The 17,155-nt window shown below is 36.7% G+C and carries 14 protein-coding genes and 1 pseudogene; 7 read left to right on the forward strand and 8 right to left on the reverse strand.

Going from position 1 to position 17,155, the window contains the following annotated elements; genetic code table 11:
- Window positions 1-124: 124 nt before the first annotated feature.
- The 3 genes from H626_RS0102930 to H626_RS0102940 all read right to left on the reverse strand — a co-directional run bounded on the left by H626_RS0102930 (window position 125) and on the right by H626_RS0102940 (window position 2,022).
- Window positions 125-562, reverse strand: coding sequence for a zinc ribbon domain-containing protein (locus tag H626_RS0102930; RefSeq protein ID WP_027108009.1), 438 nt, complete (start codon window positions 560-562; stop codon window positions 125-127).
- 18 nt (window positions 563-580) lie between these two features.
- Window positions 581-1,006, reverse strand: a complete 426-nt coding sequence (locus H626_RS0102935; RefSeq protein ID WP_027108010.1) for a GNAT family N-acetyltransferase — start codon at window positions 1,004-1,006, stop codon at window positions 581-583.
- 113 nt (window positions 1,007-1,119) lie between these two features.
- Window positions 1,120-2,022 carry a glycine betaine ABC transporter substrate-binding protein gene (locus tag H626_RS0102940; protein ID WP_027108011.1) on the reverse strand — a complete coding sequence of 301 codons (903 nt, stop codon included), beginning with the start codon at window positions 2,020-2,022 and terminating at the stop codon, window positions 1,120-1,122.
- Between the two features lie 451 nt (window positions 2,023-2,473).
- Between H626_RS0102940 and H626_RS0102945 the strand changes: the two genes are divergently transcribed.
- The 3 genes from H626_RS0102945 (at window position 2,474) to H626_RS0102955 (ending at window position 5,205) form a co-directional block, all read left to right on the forward strand.
- Window positions 2,474-3,562, forward strand: a complete 1,089-nt coding sequence (locus H626_RS0102945; RefSeq protein WP_027108012.1) for a DUF871 domain-containing protein — start codon at window positions 2,474-2,476, stop codon at window positions 3,560-3,562.
- 24 nt (window positions 3,563-3,586) lie between these two features.
- Entirely contained in the window at window positions 3,587-4,852 is a 1,266-nt protein-coding gene (celB, locus tag H626_RS0102950) for a PTS cellobiose transporter subunit IIC (protein WP_027108013.1), read from the forward strand.
- 62 nt (window positions 4,853-4,914) lie between these two features.
- On the forward strand, window positions 4,915-5,205 hold the full coding sequence (locus tag H626_RS0102955) for a GNAT family N-acetyltransferase (RefSeq protein WP_027108014.1): 291 nt from the start codon (window positions 4,915-4,917) through the stop codon (window positions 5,203-5,205).
- A 53-nt stretch (window positions 5,206-5,258) separates the two neighbouring features.
- Here the strand turns inward: H626_RS0102955 and H626_RS0102960 are convergent, their stop codons facing one another.
- Complete coding sequence (locus H626_RS0102960) at window positions 5,259-6,716, reverse strand: 6-phospho-beta-glucosidase (protein ID WP_027108015.1); 1,458 nt, start codon at window positions 6,714-6,716, stop codon at window positions 5,259-5,261.
- A gap of 246 nt (window positions 6,717-6,962) precedes the next feature.
- Here H626_RS0102960 and H626_RS0102965 point away from each other — a divergent pair, with 246 nt between their 5' ends.
- A complete protein-coding gene (locus H626_RS0102965) occupies window positions 6,963-7,610 on the forward strand; it encodes a class I SAM-dependent methyltransferase (RefSeq protein ID WP_027108016.1) in 648 nt (215 codons plus the stop codon).
- A gap of 410 nt (window positions 7,611-8,020) precedes the next feature.
- The gene (locus tag H626_RS10475) at window positions 8,021-9,856 is read left to right on the forward strand and encodes an alpha-amylase family glycosyl hydrolase (RefSeq protein WP_169449771.1); all 1,836 of its coding nucleotides are present in this window, start codon (window positions 8,021-8,023) and stop codon (window positions 9,854-9,856) included.
- A gap of 87 nt (window positions 9,857-9,943) precedes the next feature.
- Here the strand turns inward: H626_RS10475 and H626_RS0102975 are convergent, their stop codons facing one another.
- The 3 genes from H626_RS0102975 to H626_RS10480 form a co-directional block, all read right to left on the reverse strand.
- Window positions 9,944-10,447 (reverse strand): hypothetical protein, encoded by a 504-nt coding sequence (locus H626_RS0102975; protein ID WP_027108017.1) that lies wholly within the window; start codon window positions 10,445-10,447, stop codon window positions 9,944-9,946.
- A 128-nt stretch (window positions 10,448-10,575) separates the two neighbouring features.
- Window positions 10,576-10,935: a DUF805 domain-containing protein gene (locus H626_RS0102980; protein ID WP_027108018.1), complete on the reverse strand. Its 360-nt coding sequence runs from the start codon at window positions 10,933-10,935 to the stop codon at window positions 10,576-10,578.
- 107 nt (window positions 10,936-11,042) lie between these two features.
- Complete coding sequence (locus H626_RS10480; protein WP_051237747.1) at window positions 11,043-12,401, reverse strand: DUF1576 domain-containing protein; 1,359 nt, start codon at window positions 12,399-12,401, stop codon at window positions 11,043-11,045.
- A gap of 345 nt (window positions 12,402-12,746) precedes the next feature.
- Between H626_RS10480 and H626_RS0102990 the strand changes: the two genes are divergently transcribed.
- Both H626_RS0102990 and H626_RS11785 read left to right on the forward strand, forming a co-directional pair.
- On the forward strand, window positions 12,747-14,066 hold the full coding sequence (locus H626_RS0102990; protein ID WP_035618424.1) for an MATE family efflux transporter: 1,320 nt from the start codon (window positions 12,747-12,749) through the stop codon (window positions 14,064-14,066).
- A gap of 1,359 nt (window positions 14,067-15,425) precedes the next feature.
- A pseudogene (locus H626_RS11785) lies at window positions 15,426-15,512 on the forward strand (SEC-C metal-binding domain-containing protein); the annotation flags it as partial.
- Between the two features lie 298 nt (window positions 15,513-15,810).
- Here the strand turns inward: H626_RS11785 and H626_RS0103005 are convergent.
- Window positions 15,811-17,064, reverse strand: a complete 1,254-nt coding sequence (locus H626_RS0103005) for an MFS transporter (protein ID WP_027108021.1) — start codon at window positions 17,062-17,064, stop codon at window positions 15,811-15,813.
- Window positions 17,065-17,155 lie beyond the last annotated feature (91 nt).

Here is a 17,155-nt window from a genome sequence, read left to right on the forward strand (position 1 = left end):
TTCCACCAGAAAAAGCTGAGCAAAGTTTTTGCCCAGTTTTTCTCTTTTTATAGTTATTTAGGTAAAAGTATACCATAATGAGGTCTAAAAAACCTGACTCGATGACCCGGTTAACAATTCCCTATTAGGTTTTCTTTATAAACTGTGCTTGACAATTGGGACAAGTAATTTTGACCTTGTTTTTTCCTTTTGGCACTCGTATTTTTTGTTTGCATTCAGGACAACTATAGTATTTATATATCTTTCTCTGCATCCATTTGATTTTTAGTGTGTTGAACACGTTCCCCATTTTTTTAGATTTACGTTGGACTTTCCCTTTCACTTTCCGGTAAAACTGTAATTCTTTGTATCGTCCCAGGTGATTGCGAGACAGTGCGCGCATGTAAGCATATATCATTAACGTGAATCCAACTGTTGAAAATAAGGTGATTTGAGTTATCAAGGCACTTAACATGAAACCTGCGCTGGAATACATCAAGAATTTAGAAAAAACATCGAATCCGTAGCGACCACGCATGAATTCCATGACTTTCTCTGCACTTTTTAGAAATTTTGTCTGCACTTTCTTTCCTACTCTCTTTTAAATATCTTTAATTAATTTTATGCATTCTACGCCATCTTCTATAAACCGAGTAGAGTTTTGTACATATCCTATTTTTTCATAAAAAGGAACAGCTGTCATTTCACCATGAATGAGAGACTGCCGGCACCCCGCATCCTTACCTATTTTTTCGATTTCTTCTACAATTACTTTACCTAACCCTTTTTTACGTTGCGAAGCTAGGACTGCAATCCTTCCTGGACGGATCACTCCCCCTTTCATGGAGTATCTTCCCGTTGCAATCGGATGATTTTCGTCATAAATGACAATATAATTTGGTTTTTTTTCGTCTACTGAGTCAAATTCTTCTTGAAGAGCAATTCCTCTTTCCACAACAAAAACTGCCATTCTTACTGAAAATGCCCCAGCTTGATTCCATATTTCATTTCCAAGATGTATTTTCATTTTTTTCGCTCCTTTAACCCTAATTATAGATAAAATAAGCGGAAATTAAAGAGAATGTTCAAAAAAAGCTCACTTCAACTAAGAAGTGAGCTCTTTCCTGAATTAGTCAGTTTTTATTGTTTTGGTTCCAAATCTTCTATTGAATCAATATCCATATAAGTTGGAACAACCATTCCGATTTTTGCTCCTGTTAAATTCGGACCTAAATCTACTAGATTTTCTTTATGATTGTTTAAGAAAGCCTCATGAGTGAGAGGTAACCATGCAGCTAATGATGCATCTGCTTCTTGAGTTGCAAGAGCTTCAAACATAATTGCTGGATCTACAGTAGAAACTTTAACTTCAAATCCGTGACTTTCAAGAACATTTTGAATCACAGAGGCAGAAGAACGTTCAGTATCCCATGGTGTCGACACCAAAGAAATAGTTTCACCGTTTCCTTCTTCAACGCCTTCAGTCCATTCAGTTACGATTTCTTGATTGTCATCTATCCAGTTTTGAGCAGCCACTTCAAAGGAAACATCTTGTGCCTCTAGCATGACGCTTTCCATATCTGAGGTTTCCCACTCAAATGCATCTAAAATTTGAACTGCATTCGGCATATCTTCTTCAAGTCCTAATCGGGTAAGTGTATTAATTCCTTCAGATTCGCCCATTGCATTTTTAGGATCTTCTAAATATTTCAAATCATATTCTTGGAACATCCAGTGAGGAGTCCACCCTGTTACTATGATTGGTTCTTCATTCGAATATGCTTGATCAAGTAAAGTAACCATTCCTGCTGTAGAACTTTCATCTAACTCCCAACCTTCTAAGTTGTCGTACGCTTCAATCGTATCATGAGCTTTAGCTGTAGTACCTGCGCCAGGCTCGATCCCTGTAATAGTGTAATCTAGTTCTTCACTTATACTTGCTCCATCACCATTTGAATCTGCTTCTTCACCATTTCCACAAGCTCCTAGTAACAACGCTGCTGAAACACCCATACTTAATTGCAATTTTCTTCCTTTTAACATCCAATTCCTCCTATTTTTTTAACTATACATACTATCTGTGATTCGCGATTTGCTGTAAAAATTTCCGCTTAGTAAAATTTGTTATTCACCCTAATCTTTTTAGCACGAAAAAGCAAATGAGTGAATTCTCATTTTTTCTTAGTTGAAATTCTTGGGATTCTGTCAAAATCCCGGCACGACACACTCTTGCCGAAAAAACTCACTTTCATAACCCTATCACACATAACCAAACCATGCAAATTTACGATACTTTCATTAGCTTGTTCTTATGTTACGGATGTTATATTATGAATTTATTATCCCGGTAATTGAATAAAAAAGCCAAATTGTTGTGATTGGAAAATCCTTTATATATAATCATGGTAGAGCTTACAATTCATAAGGATCGGAGGGTAGCGTTTCGCATTTTTATTCGGTTTAAAAAATCTTATGCAAGATGAGGAGAAATAGCATGAAAAAAATTGGTGTATCCATTTATCCAGCTAAATCAACATTTGAAGAGAATAAAAGGTATCTAGATCAAGCGAAAAAGTATGGCTTTTCAAGAATCTTTACAAGTCTTTTAGAAATTGAAGGAGATACTCAAGAGGTCATCGCTATGTTTAAAGAGATTATTCGCTATGGAAATTCGATTGATATGGAAACCGTTTTGGATATCAATCCAAATTTATTTGGACAGTTAAATATCAGTTACGATGATTTATCTTTTTTCCATGATATGGGGGCATCAGGAATTCGATTGGACCTGGGCTTTAGCGGTGCGGAAGAATCTTTAATGTCAAAAAATAACTATCAACTCCAAATTGAAGTAAACATGAGTAGTGGAACTAATTATATAGATCAAGTAATGAGTTTTCACCCGAATATAGAATTACTTACTGCTTCCCATAACTTTTATCCTCAACGTTATTCAGGATTAGCTCAGGATCATTTTGAAAGAACTACTCAACAATTCAATCAACACCGATTGCATACTGCGGCTTTCGTAACATCCCAAGAAGGAGAATTAGGTCCTTGGCCAGTACAGTCTGGACTTTGTACGCTTGAAGCCCACCGTGATTTACCTATTGCTACCCAAGTTAGTCACTATCAATTAATGAATTCGATCGATGATTTACTGATTGGGAATGCCTTTGCCTCTGAAGAAGAACTAGAAGCAATGTCTAAAGCCTTCTTTAGTGCACATCCTCAAATTCCGATTCAGTTTAATGACCAGGTATCAGCCGTAGAGAAAGAAGTCATCTCAAAAGAAATCCATCAATATCGTGGTGATCGGTCTGCTTACATGATTCGTTCGTCTCAAACAAGAGTCAAGTATAAAAACAGTGATTTCAGTCCTCATTCTACAGGTCCGATCGCTAAGGGCGATGTTCTTATATGTAACGACACCATGGGTCAATATAAAGGTGAAACACAAATTGCTTTAAAAGAAATAAGCGACGACGGGTCTCGAAATATCGTTGCTAAAATCCCCGCAGAGTCTTTATTTTTACTTGATTATGTCAAACCTTGGTCTACCTTTGTTTTTGTAGAAAAATAAATATAATTTAATGGAGGTCAGTGTATGTTAGAAAAAGTTGAAGCTTGGGCAGCAAAGGTTGCCGGGCAACGCCATTTAAAAGCATTACGTGATGGAATCGTTCTAGCTATGCCTTTAATCATAATTGGATCTGTTTTTCTAGTATTGGGAAACTTACCTATACCTGGATATATTGAATTACTACAAGAATTAGGAATTACCGCATGGTTTGGAAAAATCGTCAGTGCCTCATTCGGAATTATGGCATTGGTTGCTGTCTTTGGGATCGCCAACAGTTTAGCGCGTGATTACGATGTCGACGGCATCTCTTCTGGTATCATTGCCATATCAGCTTATATTCTGGTCACTCCCGATTTAATAGCAGAAACAGGCTCAGGAGTAAATTATACTTATCTTGGAAGTACTGGACTATTCGTAGCTATCGTCGTGGGCCTCATTTCAACTGAAATTTTCACATTCTTCATCCGTAAAAATTGGATCATTCGGATGCCTGAAGGTGTCCCACCGGCAGTTAGTCAGTCTTTCGCGGCACTTTTACCCGGTTTTATGGTTATTCTTTTCTGGGCGGTAACCTATATTCTCCTCGAGCTTTTGGGAATTGAAAATATACATGATTTGTTAACGAATACTTTAGGACGTCCATTGAGCTTCATAGGCAGTAGCATCTGGGGAACGCTATTCATGGTCGGTTTGAATTCTTTCTTTTGGTTTCTGGGTATTCATGGGGCGAATACAACAAATCCTATTATTCAACCCGTGTGGCTTCAAAATACAGATGCAAATCGGATGGCATTCGAAGCTGGTGAGGAATTACCAAATATCATCACGAATGAATTCATGTTGAATTTTGTCTGGATGGGTGGTGGCGGCGCCACTATTGGTTTAGTTATTGTGCTTTTCTTCATGAGTAAGAGCAAACAGAACAAAGCAATGGGTCAACTTTCATTCTTTCCTGGAATCTTCAATATTAATGAACCCGTCCTGTTTGGTCTACCAGTCGTATTAAATTTCAAATTACTTATCCCTTTCATTTTAGCTCCAATGGCAACAGCTCTAATTACTTACTACGCAATGCTTTTAGGCCTTGTAGCAAAACCTGCAGGGATCGTTGTTCCTTGGACGATGCCCCCCATCATCAGTGGTTATTTAGCAACCGGTGGCAAATTGAGCGGAGCTGTTATTCAAGTAATCACAGTCACCGTTTCAACGATCATATACTATCCTTTTGTTCGCTTAACTGATCAGGAAAAATATAAAGCAGAACAAAAAACTGATGACTCAGCATCTTAAACTGTCCTTCTTGTCTTCTATGTTACATTGTTGTTATCTGACTTTATGAAAAGGGGGAGCATATGGAAATTCAATACAATCATGTCCGTGAAAAAAGTAGAATCTTCGCTGAAACCGATTCAGGAGAAACAGTTGGGCGTATAGAATATAAGGAAAGTTCAGACAATACATTCACTATTCTTCATACTGTGGTAAATAAAGAATACAGTGGCCAAGGAATTGCACGCCAGCTAGTTGATCATATGGTAGCCTTTGCCCGAGCTGAAGACAGAAAAATCATTTCTGAATGTTCCTATGCTAAACACGTTATCGATAAAAATCCCGAATACCATTCAGTAAAGTACACTAAATGATGTTATTCAAAAAGCGACTCTTCAAGAAAAACTTGAAGAGTCGCTTTTTGTTTTTATTTAACTTCTACATCTAAAGACAAATCTTTCCCGTTTGATTCAATTACATTTTTGTACCAGTAGAATGATTTTTTCTTCGAACGTTCTAGGGTACCCTTTCCGTAATTATCTCTATCTACATAGATGAATCCGTAACGTTTTTTCATTTCGCCTGTACTTGCACTTACTAGGTCGATACATCCCCAGGTTGTATACCCCCATACTTCTACTCCATCTTTGTTAATTGCATCACGCATAGCTTCAATATGCTCAGCTAGATACTTGATGCGATAGTCATCTTCTACATAACCATTTTCATCTGGTGTATCTACTGCACCCAATCCATTCTCAACGATGAACAGTGGTTTTTGATAGCGATCGTACATTGCATTCATCGTGATCCGCATTCCTAGTGGATCAATTTGCCATCCCCATTCGGAAGCCTCAAGATAAGGATTTTTAACTGTGCCCATTAAGTTTCCATCTGTAGCATCTTCTTTTACAGGTTCAGCAGAAGCAATACGGGAAGCATAATATGAAAACGAAATAAAGTCGACTGTGTTAGCTTTCAATATTTCAGCATCCTCTGGCTCCATTTTTATTTCTACGCCTTCTCTTTCCAACTCTTTTAATGCGTAAGCTGGATATTCTCCTCGAGATTGTACGTCAATAAAGAAGTAGTTTTCACGGTCTTTCTGCATTGCTTCAAACACATCTTCTGGTTTTGGTGTCAATGGGTAATATTGACCCGCTGCAAGCATACATCCTACTTTATTTTCAGGATCCACTTCATGTGCTATTCTTGTAGCAATTGCACTAGCAACTAATTCATGATGAGCTGCTTGATACTTTACTTGCATTTCATTCTCGCCTTCTTTGAAATACAGACCGGCTCCCATAAAAGGTGCATGTAGAATCACATTTATTTCATTAAAAGTTAACCAATACTTTACTAAACCCTTGTAGCGGTTAAACAATACTGTTACAAGATTTTCATAAAAGTCGACCATTTTACGATTTCTCCAGCCACCATATTCTTCAATTAAGTGCATCGGAACATCAAAGTGAGTAATGGTAACCAATGGTTCAATATTATGTTTATGGCATTCTTTAAATAAGTTTTCGTAAAATTTTAGTCCTTCTTCATTCGGCTCTTTTTCATCACCTTTAGGAAAAATCCTTGACCATGCAATCGATAAACGATAGGTCTTGAATCCCATTTCTCCAAATAAAGCAATGTCTTCTTTATAGCGATGGTACATATCAATAGCTTCTTTAGCAGGATAAAAATGATCTTCATCAAATTCAATATGTTTTTGCTTCCCTGTTATAATTGGATAACGATCTTCTCCAATTGGAACGACATCGACGTTAGCTAATCCACGTCCACCTTCATCGTATCCACCTTCACATTGGTTAGCAGCTGTTGCTCCCCCCCATAAAAAACCTTTAGGAAATCCTTTTGTTTCTATCATATTATTTGTCCTCCTATTAATTTTTGGTTAAAAAAGCAAAATGTGGAAACCTTTTCATTAACTGTCAAATTTTTTAACTCGCTCTAAAATTTTATACAATTAATGAAATTAATTTTCAATTTGACCAAATCTTACCACAGGAACATTTTTCCTGCAAGCCTTTTCTTTACTTATGACTCTCGTTTAGAGTCGAATTCCGGTATTTTTTTTGGTACACTATTACAGAAAAAAGAAAGGGAGGCCATTATGAACTGTAAGATTTGTCAATCTCCTACCATTGAAAAAGTAGACCCTCATCACGGGACTGTTTTTCATGAATGTAGTGCCTGTTTATTTATCAGTCGTGATTCCACAGCTTATATTAGCCAGGAAGAAGAGTTCCAAATTTACGAGAATCATAATAATTCAATCGATGATCCTCGCTACGTCGATTTTTTTATGAAATTTCTGACAGCAGCTGTTTTCCCTTATTTAAAAAATGATCAAAGACAGGCTCTTGACTTTGGGAGTGGTCCTTCACCTGTCTTGGCTCAATTAATGGAAAGAGACTTTGAATTTCTCTATACACTCTATGACAAGTTTTATGAGCCCGATCCACATTATTCCAATCAAAAATATGATTTGATCACCACGACGGAAGTAGTCGAACATATTGCTGACCCTATTCCAATTTTCAAAGAGCTCACATCCTTACTAAAAGAAGATGGAATCTTTGCTGTGATGACTTTGTTTCACAAAAAAGATCCGGAAAAATTCTTTGGATGGCACTATATGCGTGACTTATCTCATGTTTCTTTTTTCACTCCTGAAGCAATGGAAATTATCGCTGAAAAATGTGGATTACAGATCATCTACTGTGACAACTATCGCTATACAACGTTCAAAAAGAAGTAACTTTTTAAGAAGAGGGGACAACTGGTTTTTTAATGCGGATTTTCTCCCCCTAAGTTGTTTCCGCATCAATGACTACAGCATCATGAAATAGATATCGGCTCTAGCTTTTAGAGTCCGTTACAAAAGAATTAAAAAGAGTAGAAGCTAGAACAAAAAAGTTCCGGCCTCTACTCTTTTTAATAAAGTGTTACCGCTAACAACGCTAACGTCATTCTCATTTCAAGAGGAAAGTGCTAAAGTGAATTGAGTAATGTTAAAACAAATCCCACTCTGCTGGGTATTGCTGAAGTTTTTTATTGTGATAGTAAATAAATAAGCTAATGTATAAGGAGGAAAGTGATGAGGCAATGGATCAGATCCTGGTCTGATTTGTTTCTCCAATAATTATGAAACTAGCTATACTACCTTTAATGAGCACACTACTACTATTAGCGTCCTGTTCTTCACCCGAGACGAAACAGGAGTCCTTTGATCCTTTTGAACAAGAAAGTTTTACCCTTTCTCCAACAGAGGGAACAATTCGTGATCACTTTGTCATAACCGTTGAAAAAAAACTACTGAATGACACTGTTGAAGAAATCAGTATTGATGCTCAAGAATTAGGTATTGAAGAACCGTACATAATGGATCTAGAATTAAATCAATTTTCATTAGCTGTTTCTGATACTATCGGACCCGGTGAAAAAACAATTACACTTACCGTTTTGGATACTGCCGGGGATAGCATATCTTATTCGGATTCTGTCCTGATAACCGAATCGGATAACCAGCAGATGGACGATTTTGATTGGGACGAAGCTGTCATTTACTTTGCGTTAACAGACCGTTTTCACGATGGTAATTCAACTAATAATGACCCTCAAAATATTGGCTACGATCCTTCCCATTTGGAAACCTATCACGGCGGTGATTTTCAAGGACTGATCGATAAAATGGAATATTTAAAAGAACTGGGTGTGAACACGTTATGGATAACACCTATTGTTGATAATATCGACTGGAATTTAAGGGGACAAGTTGGTGACGATCAATACGGTTATCATGGCTATTGGGCCAAAAATTTCACGCAACTGGATGAGCATCTAGGAGATATAGAAACATTCAAAAGATTGATTGATACAGCGCATGACCATGGAATAAAGTTGATGGTAGATGTCGTGTTGAACCATAGCGGATACGGTTTGAAAGAAATCGATCAAAATCCAGCTATAGAAAACTTTCCGACAGAAAAAGAACAGCAACGGTTTGCAGGCATGTTGCGACTAAATCCAATTGTTGATCACCCTATAGAAGGGGAGCTCTCCGGTCTTCCCGACTTTCGAACGGAAGATCCTGCTGTCCGTCAGCAATTGATTGAATGGCAAAGTGATTGGATCGAGCGAACCCGTACGACGAGTGGAAATACGATTGATTATTTCCGAGTAGATACCGTAAAACATGTAGAAGATACAACTTGGAAAGCCTTTAAGAATATGCTTGTTTCCATCCAACCTGACTTTAAAATTTTGGGAGAATATTATGGTGCAAGTTTGAACGATACAGGAGGCTATTTATTGGATGGAGAAATGGACAGTTTACTCGATTTCGAATTCAAGCATTTAGCGGCTCAATTTATTAACTGGGACGTTGAGGGAGTGAACGAAGAATTGATTAGACGGAATGAAACGATCGACTCCACTCACACTTTTGCGCAATTTTTATCTAGTCATGACGAAGACGGATTTTTATATAGGTATGCCGGTCACGATGAAAGCAAATTAAAAGTAGCGGCTTCACTACAATTGACGGCAAAAGGACAGCCTGTAATTTACTATGGTGAAGAAATCGGGCAAACTGGAGCAGCAGCAGGAAATATGGACGAGGGTGAATATGGAGAAAATCGTTATGATTTTGACTGGGATAAAATAGAAACAAATGATTTGCTTGATCATTATAAGCAGTTGCTGTCAATTCGCAAAAAACATTCACTCGTATTTGCAAAAGGAAACCGGTCTACTGTACTTGGGAGTAACGATGAAGGGTATGTTGTTTTTTCCAGAGAATTTGAAGGAGAAAAAGTAGTGGTTGCCTTGAACACTAGAGAAAATGCTAAAAAAATTAGTATCCCGTTACCAGAAAACACTTCTGGAAAATGGACAGATAGCTATTCGAACATTTCTTATTCATCCGATAAAGTAGGTGCAATTGAATTCCTACTACCGGGTCGTCAAGATGGAGGGACCGCTATTTTAGTAAATGAGGAATGAAACATTGCAAATCATGATCAAGAGCTATGAATCCATTCCAAAAAACCCCATTAGCTTTTTTCAAGCTAACGGGGTTTTTATGTATAATTATTCTGTGGTTAAAGTAATCGGTTCTACTCGACTCAGACCTTCAATATCTATATCTGTCTGTCCAGCTTCTAGCGATTCATCAACTGCTAAATAAATTTGTTTTTCTTCCAAAACAGCAGAAACGTATTCAAAGTCACCTGCATCGGTTAACTCTAATTCTTCCGTTACTTCTCCGTTTTCTATTACATATAAAGACTCTGCATTTTCGACATATCCTGTGATCGTTGCATTACCTGATTCATCTGCAACAGCTGTATATCCTTGTTCCATCCATGAAACGCCGGAACTAAAATCTAAAGTAGGTTTAGGTGCTTCATCATTTTCTGAATCTTCTTTAATTTTATTAATAATGTCATTTGGATCTTCTACTTCTGATTCGGCTGTTACCGATGTGTCCATTTGTGCGGTTGTATCTTCCCCTTCTTCTGTTGCAGTATCTTCACCACAAGCAAAAAGAGTTAAAGAAACAAGAGCCAATGGGCCCACTAATTTTTTGAACATGATACATCCCTCCATTTTTCTATCGACTAAATTATAGCACAATAAGAAAGGAGGAGCTTACAAAACCACTAGAAAATGTTTTTTTTTTACTATTCTCTCATATACATTCATTATACTTTAATAAATACTTAGAATGAAAGTTTTTCGGGCTCTGGACCATATTTGTTCGCTTTAGAATCTCCTGAACGGATAAGGAATATAAGCAATGCAATTTGTCCAAAAATGGGAATGAAAAAGTATAGTAAGTGCCATGCGCTTCGATTAGTATCATGCAAACGCCTGATCATCATACTTGCTGATGGAATGATCAGAATAAGCACCCAGACAAAAGCGACTTTTTCTATAAACGGAAACAGGGTACCAAATAAATTGAGTGTAAATTCTAATCCCCACAATACTAAATGAGTCATCCAATAAACAGACGGGCTTGTTCTTCCTTTAAATTTGAAGCTTTTTTTAAAAAAACTTAGAAATAAATGCTTGGCCACGATGTTCTTCCTCTCTTGATTCAACTGAAACCATTGTACCAAATCCTATACAAATTTGTAACCGGATTATTGATCTTGATCTCCAAAAACCGAATTACGCCATTGATCTACTTATATGATTTCTCATCTCTGATTTTTTCTACTTCTTCGGCAGGATTATCCGGTTCATTCTGAATTCTTCTTTCTTCCGTATGATACTGTATTGACTCAAGCAATGGAATCAGGACCGCAGCTACAAAACCAGCAGCAAATCCATTATTATACAAATTTACTCCTCCGTGTAAAAAAGAAGTATTCGTTACAACGGATAGATGTATCGCTCCTGCAACCATCCCAACGAGCATTCCGTATTTCCCGGCAATCGGGGCAAGCGTGGTGCCAAATAAACCAGCTATCATGATAGCAGTACTGCTCATATCATACTGATTTAAAATACCCATAAGAGAGATTCCAATTAATATGGGCAATACATTTTTTACATGCTTTCCAAAAGCACCAAATCCCACTACAGTTAAAATACCTCCAATTACAGGTCCATTCAACTCCCCACCGTGAAAGTAGACATACCCTAAAGATACATAACCTAAAAATGCCATATTGATCAGTGTAATTCTAAATCCATCCAAATCAATAAAATCAGTAGAAAGTTTTCCAGATCGCTGCAACAATTTTTTGTATCCCGTTAATGACCATGAATTCATAATCAAACCTACAAGAAACATTATTGTAAACAAAAAAATTAACAGTGGGTATAGCGAATCATTATAGCCTTCTGCCAAAAGTGAAACAAGTTCTATGTCATAACCAAAAGCCCGAATAATAGAGGTGAAAATAGTTCCCACTACTCCACTAGTAAAACCGACATTATAGACACTATATCCTTCTGTAAAACGAACACTGTGATTTGCTAACGGAGGGAGAATAAATCCGACCATAAACCCTACAGTACTACCTAATAGAATTCCGAGAGCCAGTGGCAAATTCAAATTAAAAGATATTTCACTTACCAGAGGTCCTAAAGCAGTTCCAAAAAGAGCAGATAATAATGATTTTTCTGCAGGCATTCTGACATATTTCGCGTAAGAAAATGCTCCTAAAACAATTGGCATAGAATTATATAAATTTTTTCCAAAAAAAGCAAAAGCCGAAACTGTCAACACACCTGCAATCACTGGTCCGTTAATTTTCGCTTTAGTCAATCGGACAATACCTATAGCATGGAGAACCATCAAGGCAGAATTGAAAAAAGTAGCTCCAACACTCGTTAATGCGAAATAGTCCGTGATCAGGTTGGCTGGAGAAATTAGAATGGTCCACTGACCATGAAGTATTTCAGAAGGCGAATTAAATAAAAAAGCAACGGCGAACAAAAAGAAAGCGTATGCAATCAAAAACAAGACTTTTGTGTTTTCGGAAATTAATCTACCAATATAAATTTGGTTCAAACTGGTTTCTCTTTGCTTCACGCAAGCCCCCCTTTATTCTATTGTGTAGCAATTTTATATTCATCTAAATTTTTATTATAGTTTAGATAGTATAACAAAAAAAAATCGTCATGAAAACACTTTTTTTAGAGTCTGTTTACTTGCTACTGGACTCCTTTTTTATACTTTACTATTTTTATGATTCACTCTTATATAATCTCAATCAACAGAATCCGATTAAACTAGACTGCAAGAAAACTGATCGATTCCCTTGATTTTGTTTGTAGACGTTGCTACCTTATTCCTATAGAATATATAGTGGAGTCTTTAAAAATCTTTCTCCTGATTTAGTAAACTGAACCATGTCTTTCAAAGTAGGTGGATTTTTTGAACAAACAATTTCCCATTTTTTCTTTTTTGAATAAAGAATTATTCTCTCATATATCTTTTAGCTTAGTGAGTATGGTCGGCTTATCTTTTTACATTGTTGTAGACACTTTATTTATAGCCAATGGAATAGGAAAAGATGGCTTGGCTGCTCTCAATATAGTCATTCCAGCTTATAACGTTATCAATGGCATAGGGATTCTATTGGGTGTAGGAGGGGCTACACTTTTTTCTATCAATCGAGCACGCAGTCAACATATAAAAAGTGCCACTTATTTTACTTTTTCTCTATTGCTCTCATTCTTAATTGGATTGGTATTTACATTCGTTGGGAGATCCTTTTCAGTAGAATTAGTCCGTCTATTAGGCGGTACTGGTTCTCTCGTTCTCATGGCTGCAACATATTTGCGAACATTTCTTTCTTTTTCCATTTTTTTTATGTTAAATCAAGTAATGATCAGTTTTCTGCGGAATGATGGCAACCCCAAGCTGGCAATGATTGCGATGATTACGGGGAATCTTTTGAATGTCATTTTAGATTATGTATTTATCTATCTTTTTTCTTGGGGAATGTTCGGGGCAGCCCTTGCAAGTGGACTGAGTCCTACGATAAGTACTCTTCTTACTCTTCTGCACTTCTTTCGCAAGAATCACCATTTGTCCTTTGCTAAACCAACAAGCTTCTTTTCCACACTTAGAGAAATATTTTCTTTTGGATTCCCTTCTTCATTTACGGACTTCTCATCCGGGTTGGTCATTTTTTTGTTCAACAGTGTATTTCTTACCTTATCCGGAAACACAAGCATTGCTGCATACGGGATCATAGCAAATTTATCATTAATTGCAGTTGCTTTATTTTCGGGGATCGGACAAGGACTTCAACCATTACTAAGTAGAGAATACAGCACGGGCAATCATAAAAACAGCAAATATCTCATCAAAACTGTGCTCTTTATAAGTATGGGAATGGGACTCTTTTTTTATTTAGCCGGAGTTCTCTTTACAGATACTCTCATTACTTTTTTTAACGCTGAAAATAATTTAGAATTATATTCAATTGCTGAACGAGGCATAAACTTGTATTTCCTTGCATTCCCAATAATGGGTATAAATATAGTTGCTATTTCTATCTTTTCAGCTACTGCTAAACCACGGCATGCATTCTTTTTATCCCTCATGCGTGGTATCGTAGCCGTTGTTCCTCTCCTGTTCATTTTATCAGTTTTTTTGAAAATGGACGGTGTTTGGTTAACAGTTCTGATGAGTGAATTCATTACTCTTTTCTTTACAATTTCTTTTCTGCATCCTTTGATTAAGTGAACCCTAAACATACTGTCGCTTTTTTCAAAAGGAAAGTTTTCCTTTTGAATTTTTTTTGGTATACTTTTAGAGGGTATGGAGAACAAATTTAGCTTTTTTCAATAATCGAGGCAATTGCATGAAGATATTAAAAAATGTTATTCAAAAAAATGATTTTATTTTCCATCATTTTTTTGAAACAAATTTATTTTATGAACTTAACAGTGAGGAACTGGACCGCTTTTAGGCGGCTCTTTTATTCTGTTTTTATTTATACTTAGGAGTGAAAAAATGAAAGTAGATTTTTACAACTTAACCAAACAAGACTCTTTGTTTAATAATATGGTTGAGGCAATGATTATTCATAAAAAACCAGAGCAGACCTTAGAAAATTGTCTGCAAACGTATACAAAAAAGGATATGTTAGTCATTGCTGAATATCAGGCCGCATCTGTTAAAAAAAGTTACCCCAAGGCAGATGTAGCTGCCGATTTGTCAGCTCATATGATTTCTTTATTTAAAGATGCTATCCCATATTTGACTAAAGATGAAACGGATATTCTTGAGTCCTTGTCAGAAAATACTTCTTTTGAGAATATTGAGAGTTTACCTTATTCTTTACGTACTTTATATTCTTTCATTCTCAATGGGATATTGTATTTATATTATTCAAACGGTACATTCTCATTAGTTTTTCCAGAAGAATTAAAAACACTCTACACTAATGAAAGTCATAAACAAGAGGTTAGCAAAAGCCTCTTGACAAACCAACAGTTGGACACATATTTAGTTGCTTTCACTAAGCTATATGGCGTGTTCGACTTGGATCATCTTCATTCAGTCTGGAATCGCAATCACAAAGATCAGCTCCTCACACTTGAAGATATTCAAGAAAAAATTGTAGAACTTGCCAAACGTTCAGATATTTATTCTTTATCTTATAAATTGGTTTTTTCTACCCACTATCTTGATATTTACCAAGCAAAAAAGCTTTACCAAGAAGCCCGCGGTTACCGTTACTTCACACCAAAAGAAGTATACATTCGTAAATGGGCCGAAGAAGAAAGTAATAAACGGTCAACTTACTTCAAAGAAATGCAAAAGTTCCTGCAAGAGGTCGTTCCAAATAAATTAGTTGATAAAATGGCTCATTCTATTGCGATAAGCTGTAAATTTGAAAATCAACTACAGGATGTACTAAACGAACTTAAAAATGCCTATCATTTCGAATTTCTAACTCAAGAAGAGATAGAAGCTTTTGCCGGACGATACATGGCTTTAGCAAGTAATACTCGAAAATGGATTTATCGTGGGCATACACCTATGGAAATTAATCGATCTAAAAAAGAGAAGAAAGCTTCTCAACCATTAGACACAAGTCAACCTGTTCATGTACCAAAAGTAGGAAGAAATGATCCTTGTCCATGTGGCAGCGGAAAAAAATACAAAAAATGTCATGGCAGATAATATTCTTAGCGTACAAGACGAGTTTAGTTTTTTGAAATGGTGAGAGTACCTTTGACACTATTGAGAAACCTTTATTCCTGTAGTAAAAAGAGCGTGAGTCAAAAGGCGTTCAGACTCGAATAGAGCTCCGTATACTCTATCCATAAGTTGCTGAAACATACCGACTATGGCATTGTGAAGCGGATGTCGGGTCTGCTTTTTGATGCACGTTTTTGAAAGAGAAGTTCGTTAAATGAGTAGAGGCTGGGACTTTTGTCCCAGCCTCTTAACTATATTCTTTTACTCTATTTGAAAAAAATTATTCCATACTTTTGTGAACGGGTGCAGGTGATAAAAAGCTGGCTATACTTGCAAATACCGGCAACGCGATGGAAACAAGTAATATCTGATTGTAACTACCTAAATAATCATAAGCCACCCCATATGGGAATGGTCCTAGAGCAGAACCAATAACCATTGCTGCCATTGTCAATCCTCTAATTTTACCTAAATGCATCCTGCCAAAATAGTTCGGCCATAAAACACCAGTACTTACCGTATCAAATGCCATGAAGAATCCTTGTAAAATTGCGAACCCGATCAGATAAATATCATTATTAGCGAATATCAACAGGAAAATAACTCCTGCATAAAGTATATAGTTAAACCCTTTCACTATATGAACAGGGACTCTTTCCACTGTATAGCCAGCAAACACCGTGAGCACCATTTGAGTAATTGCAATCGTACTCAGTAAGAAAGCAGCGAATGTGGCTCCATATCCTTTCTCACCGATGATCGAAACGATATGGAAAGTGATAGCTGTATTTAATAAGGATGGCACAGCCGATACAAATAACATCAGCCAAAATGATCGTGTTTGTTTTGCCTCTTGCAAAGTCCAGGAAACAGCCTCCGAGGCAGGTTTCGCTTTACTTTTATTCAGTTCACTTAATTTTTCAGCCCCATCCGGTAACAGCCCAATATCTTCAGGTCGGTTCTTCATAAAGAAGAACGCAATTGGAAGAAGAATGAAAAACATCATTGCCGCCCAAAACAACCAAGCTATAGAAAGGCTATAGTTTTGAATAAGATAATTATTTAAGGGAGGGATAAACGCCGCACCCATTACCCCACCGTAAGATATAAAAGACAAAGCTCGGCCTCGCTTAGACACAAACCACTGGGGAATAAGTACGTTTGGTATCAGAGTAAGTGATCCTTGACCAAACATTCGAATAAATAGGAATCCGATAAGAATCATCCAAGGTGCTTGGATCATGCTCATCCAGATCAACGTAAGTCCAAATAATAAAGCCACCGTTATAGTTGCTTTGCGTTGTCCTTTTTTATCGATCAAGTTTCCGACAACGGGCATAAAAAATCCAGATATCAATGTTGCAATCGAGTAAAAACTAGATATTTGGCTTCTGCTCCATCCGAATTCTTCAATGTAGAAATCTATAAAAATAGAGACCGAATAAGTTTGGCCGGGTCCCGAAAAGAAAATGCTCAAGGCACCAATAAAAACAATGATCCATCCATAATAAAATTGTATTCCTATTTTTTTCATAACCGTCCTCCGTTTTTTGCATTCTAAAAAATCATACGGGAAACCACTCCATTCCACAAGGAAATTCGTTTTTCCAAACACAAAACCTTGT

Source organism: Lacticigenium naphthae DSM 19658 (assembly GCF_000425865.1).
GTDB lineage: Bacteria > Bacillota > Bacilli > Lactobacillales > Carnobacteriaceae_A > Lacticigenium > Lacticigenium naphthae.

What these genes read in the sequence shown, in the direction of transcription:
- H626_RS0102935 (WP_027108010.1), bottom strand. Translation starts at nt 1,006, where the DNA reads ATGAAAATACATCTTGGAAATGAAATATGGAATCAAGCTGGGGCATTT.
- H626_RS0102940 (WP_027108011.1), bottom strand. Translation starts at nt 2,022, where the DNA reads ATGTTAAAAGGAAGAAAATTGCAATTAAGTATGGGTGTTTCAGCAGCG.
- H626_RS0102945 (WP_027108012.1), top strand. Translation starts at nt 2,474, where the DNA reads ATGAAAAAAATTGGTGTATCCATTTATCCAGCTAAATCAACATTTGAA.
- celB (WP_027108013.1), top strand. Translation starts at nt 3,587, where the DNA reads ATGTTAGAAAAAGTTGAAGCTTGGGCAGCAAAGGTTGCCGGGCAACGC.
- H626_RS0102955 (WP_027108014.1), top strand. Translation starts at nt 4,915, where the DNA reads ATGGAAATTCAATACAATCATGTCCGTGAAAAAAGTAGAATCTTCGCT.
- H626_RS0102960 (WP_027108015.1), bottom strand. Translation starts at nt 6,716, where the DNA reads ATGATAGAAACAAAAGGATTTCCTAAAGGTTTTTTATGGGGGGGAGCA.
- H626_RS0102965 (WP_027108016.1), top strand. Translation starts at nt 6,963, where the DNA reads ATGAACTGTAAGATTTGTCAATCTCCTACCATTGAAAAAGTAGACCCT.
- H626_RS10475 (WP_169449771.1), top strand. Translation starts at nt 8,021, where the DNA reads ATGAGCACACTACTACTATTAGCGTCCTGTTCTTCACCCGAGACGAAA.
- H626_RS0102975 (WP_027108017.1), bottom strand. Translation starts at nt 10,447, where the DNA reads ATGTTCAAAAAATTAGTGGGCCCATTGGCTCTTGTTTCTTTAACTCTT.
- H626_RS0103005 (WP_027108021.1), bottom strand. Translation starts at nt 17,064, where the DNA reads ATGAAAAAAATAGGAATACAATTTTATTATGGATGGATCATTGTTTTT.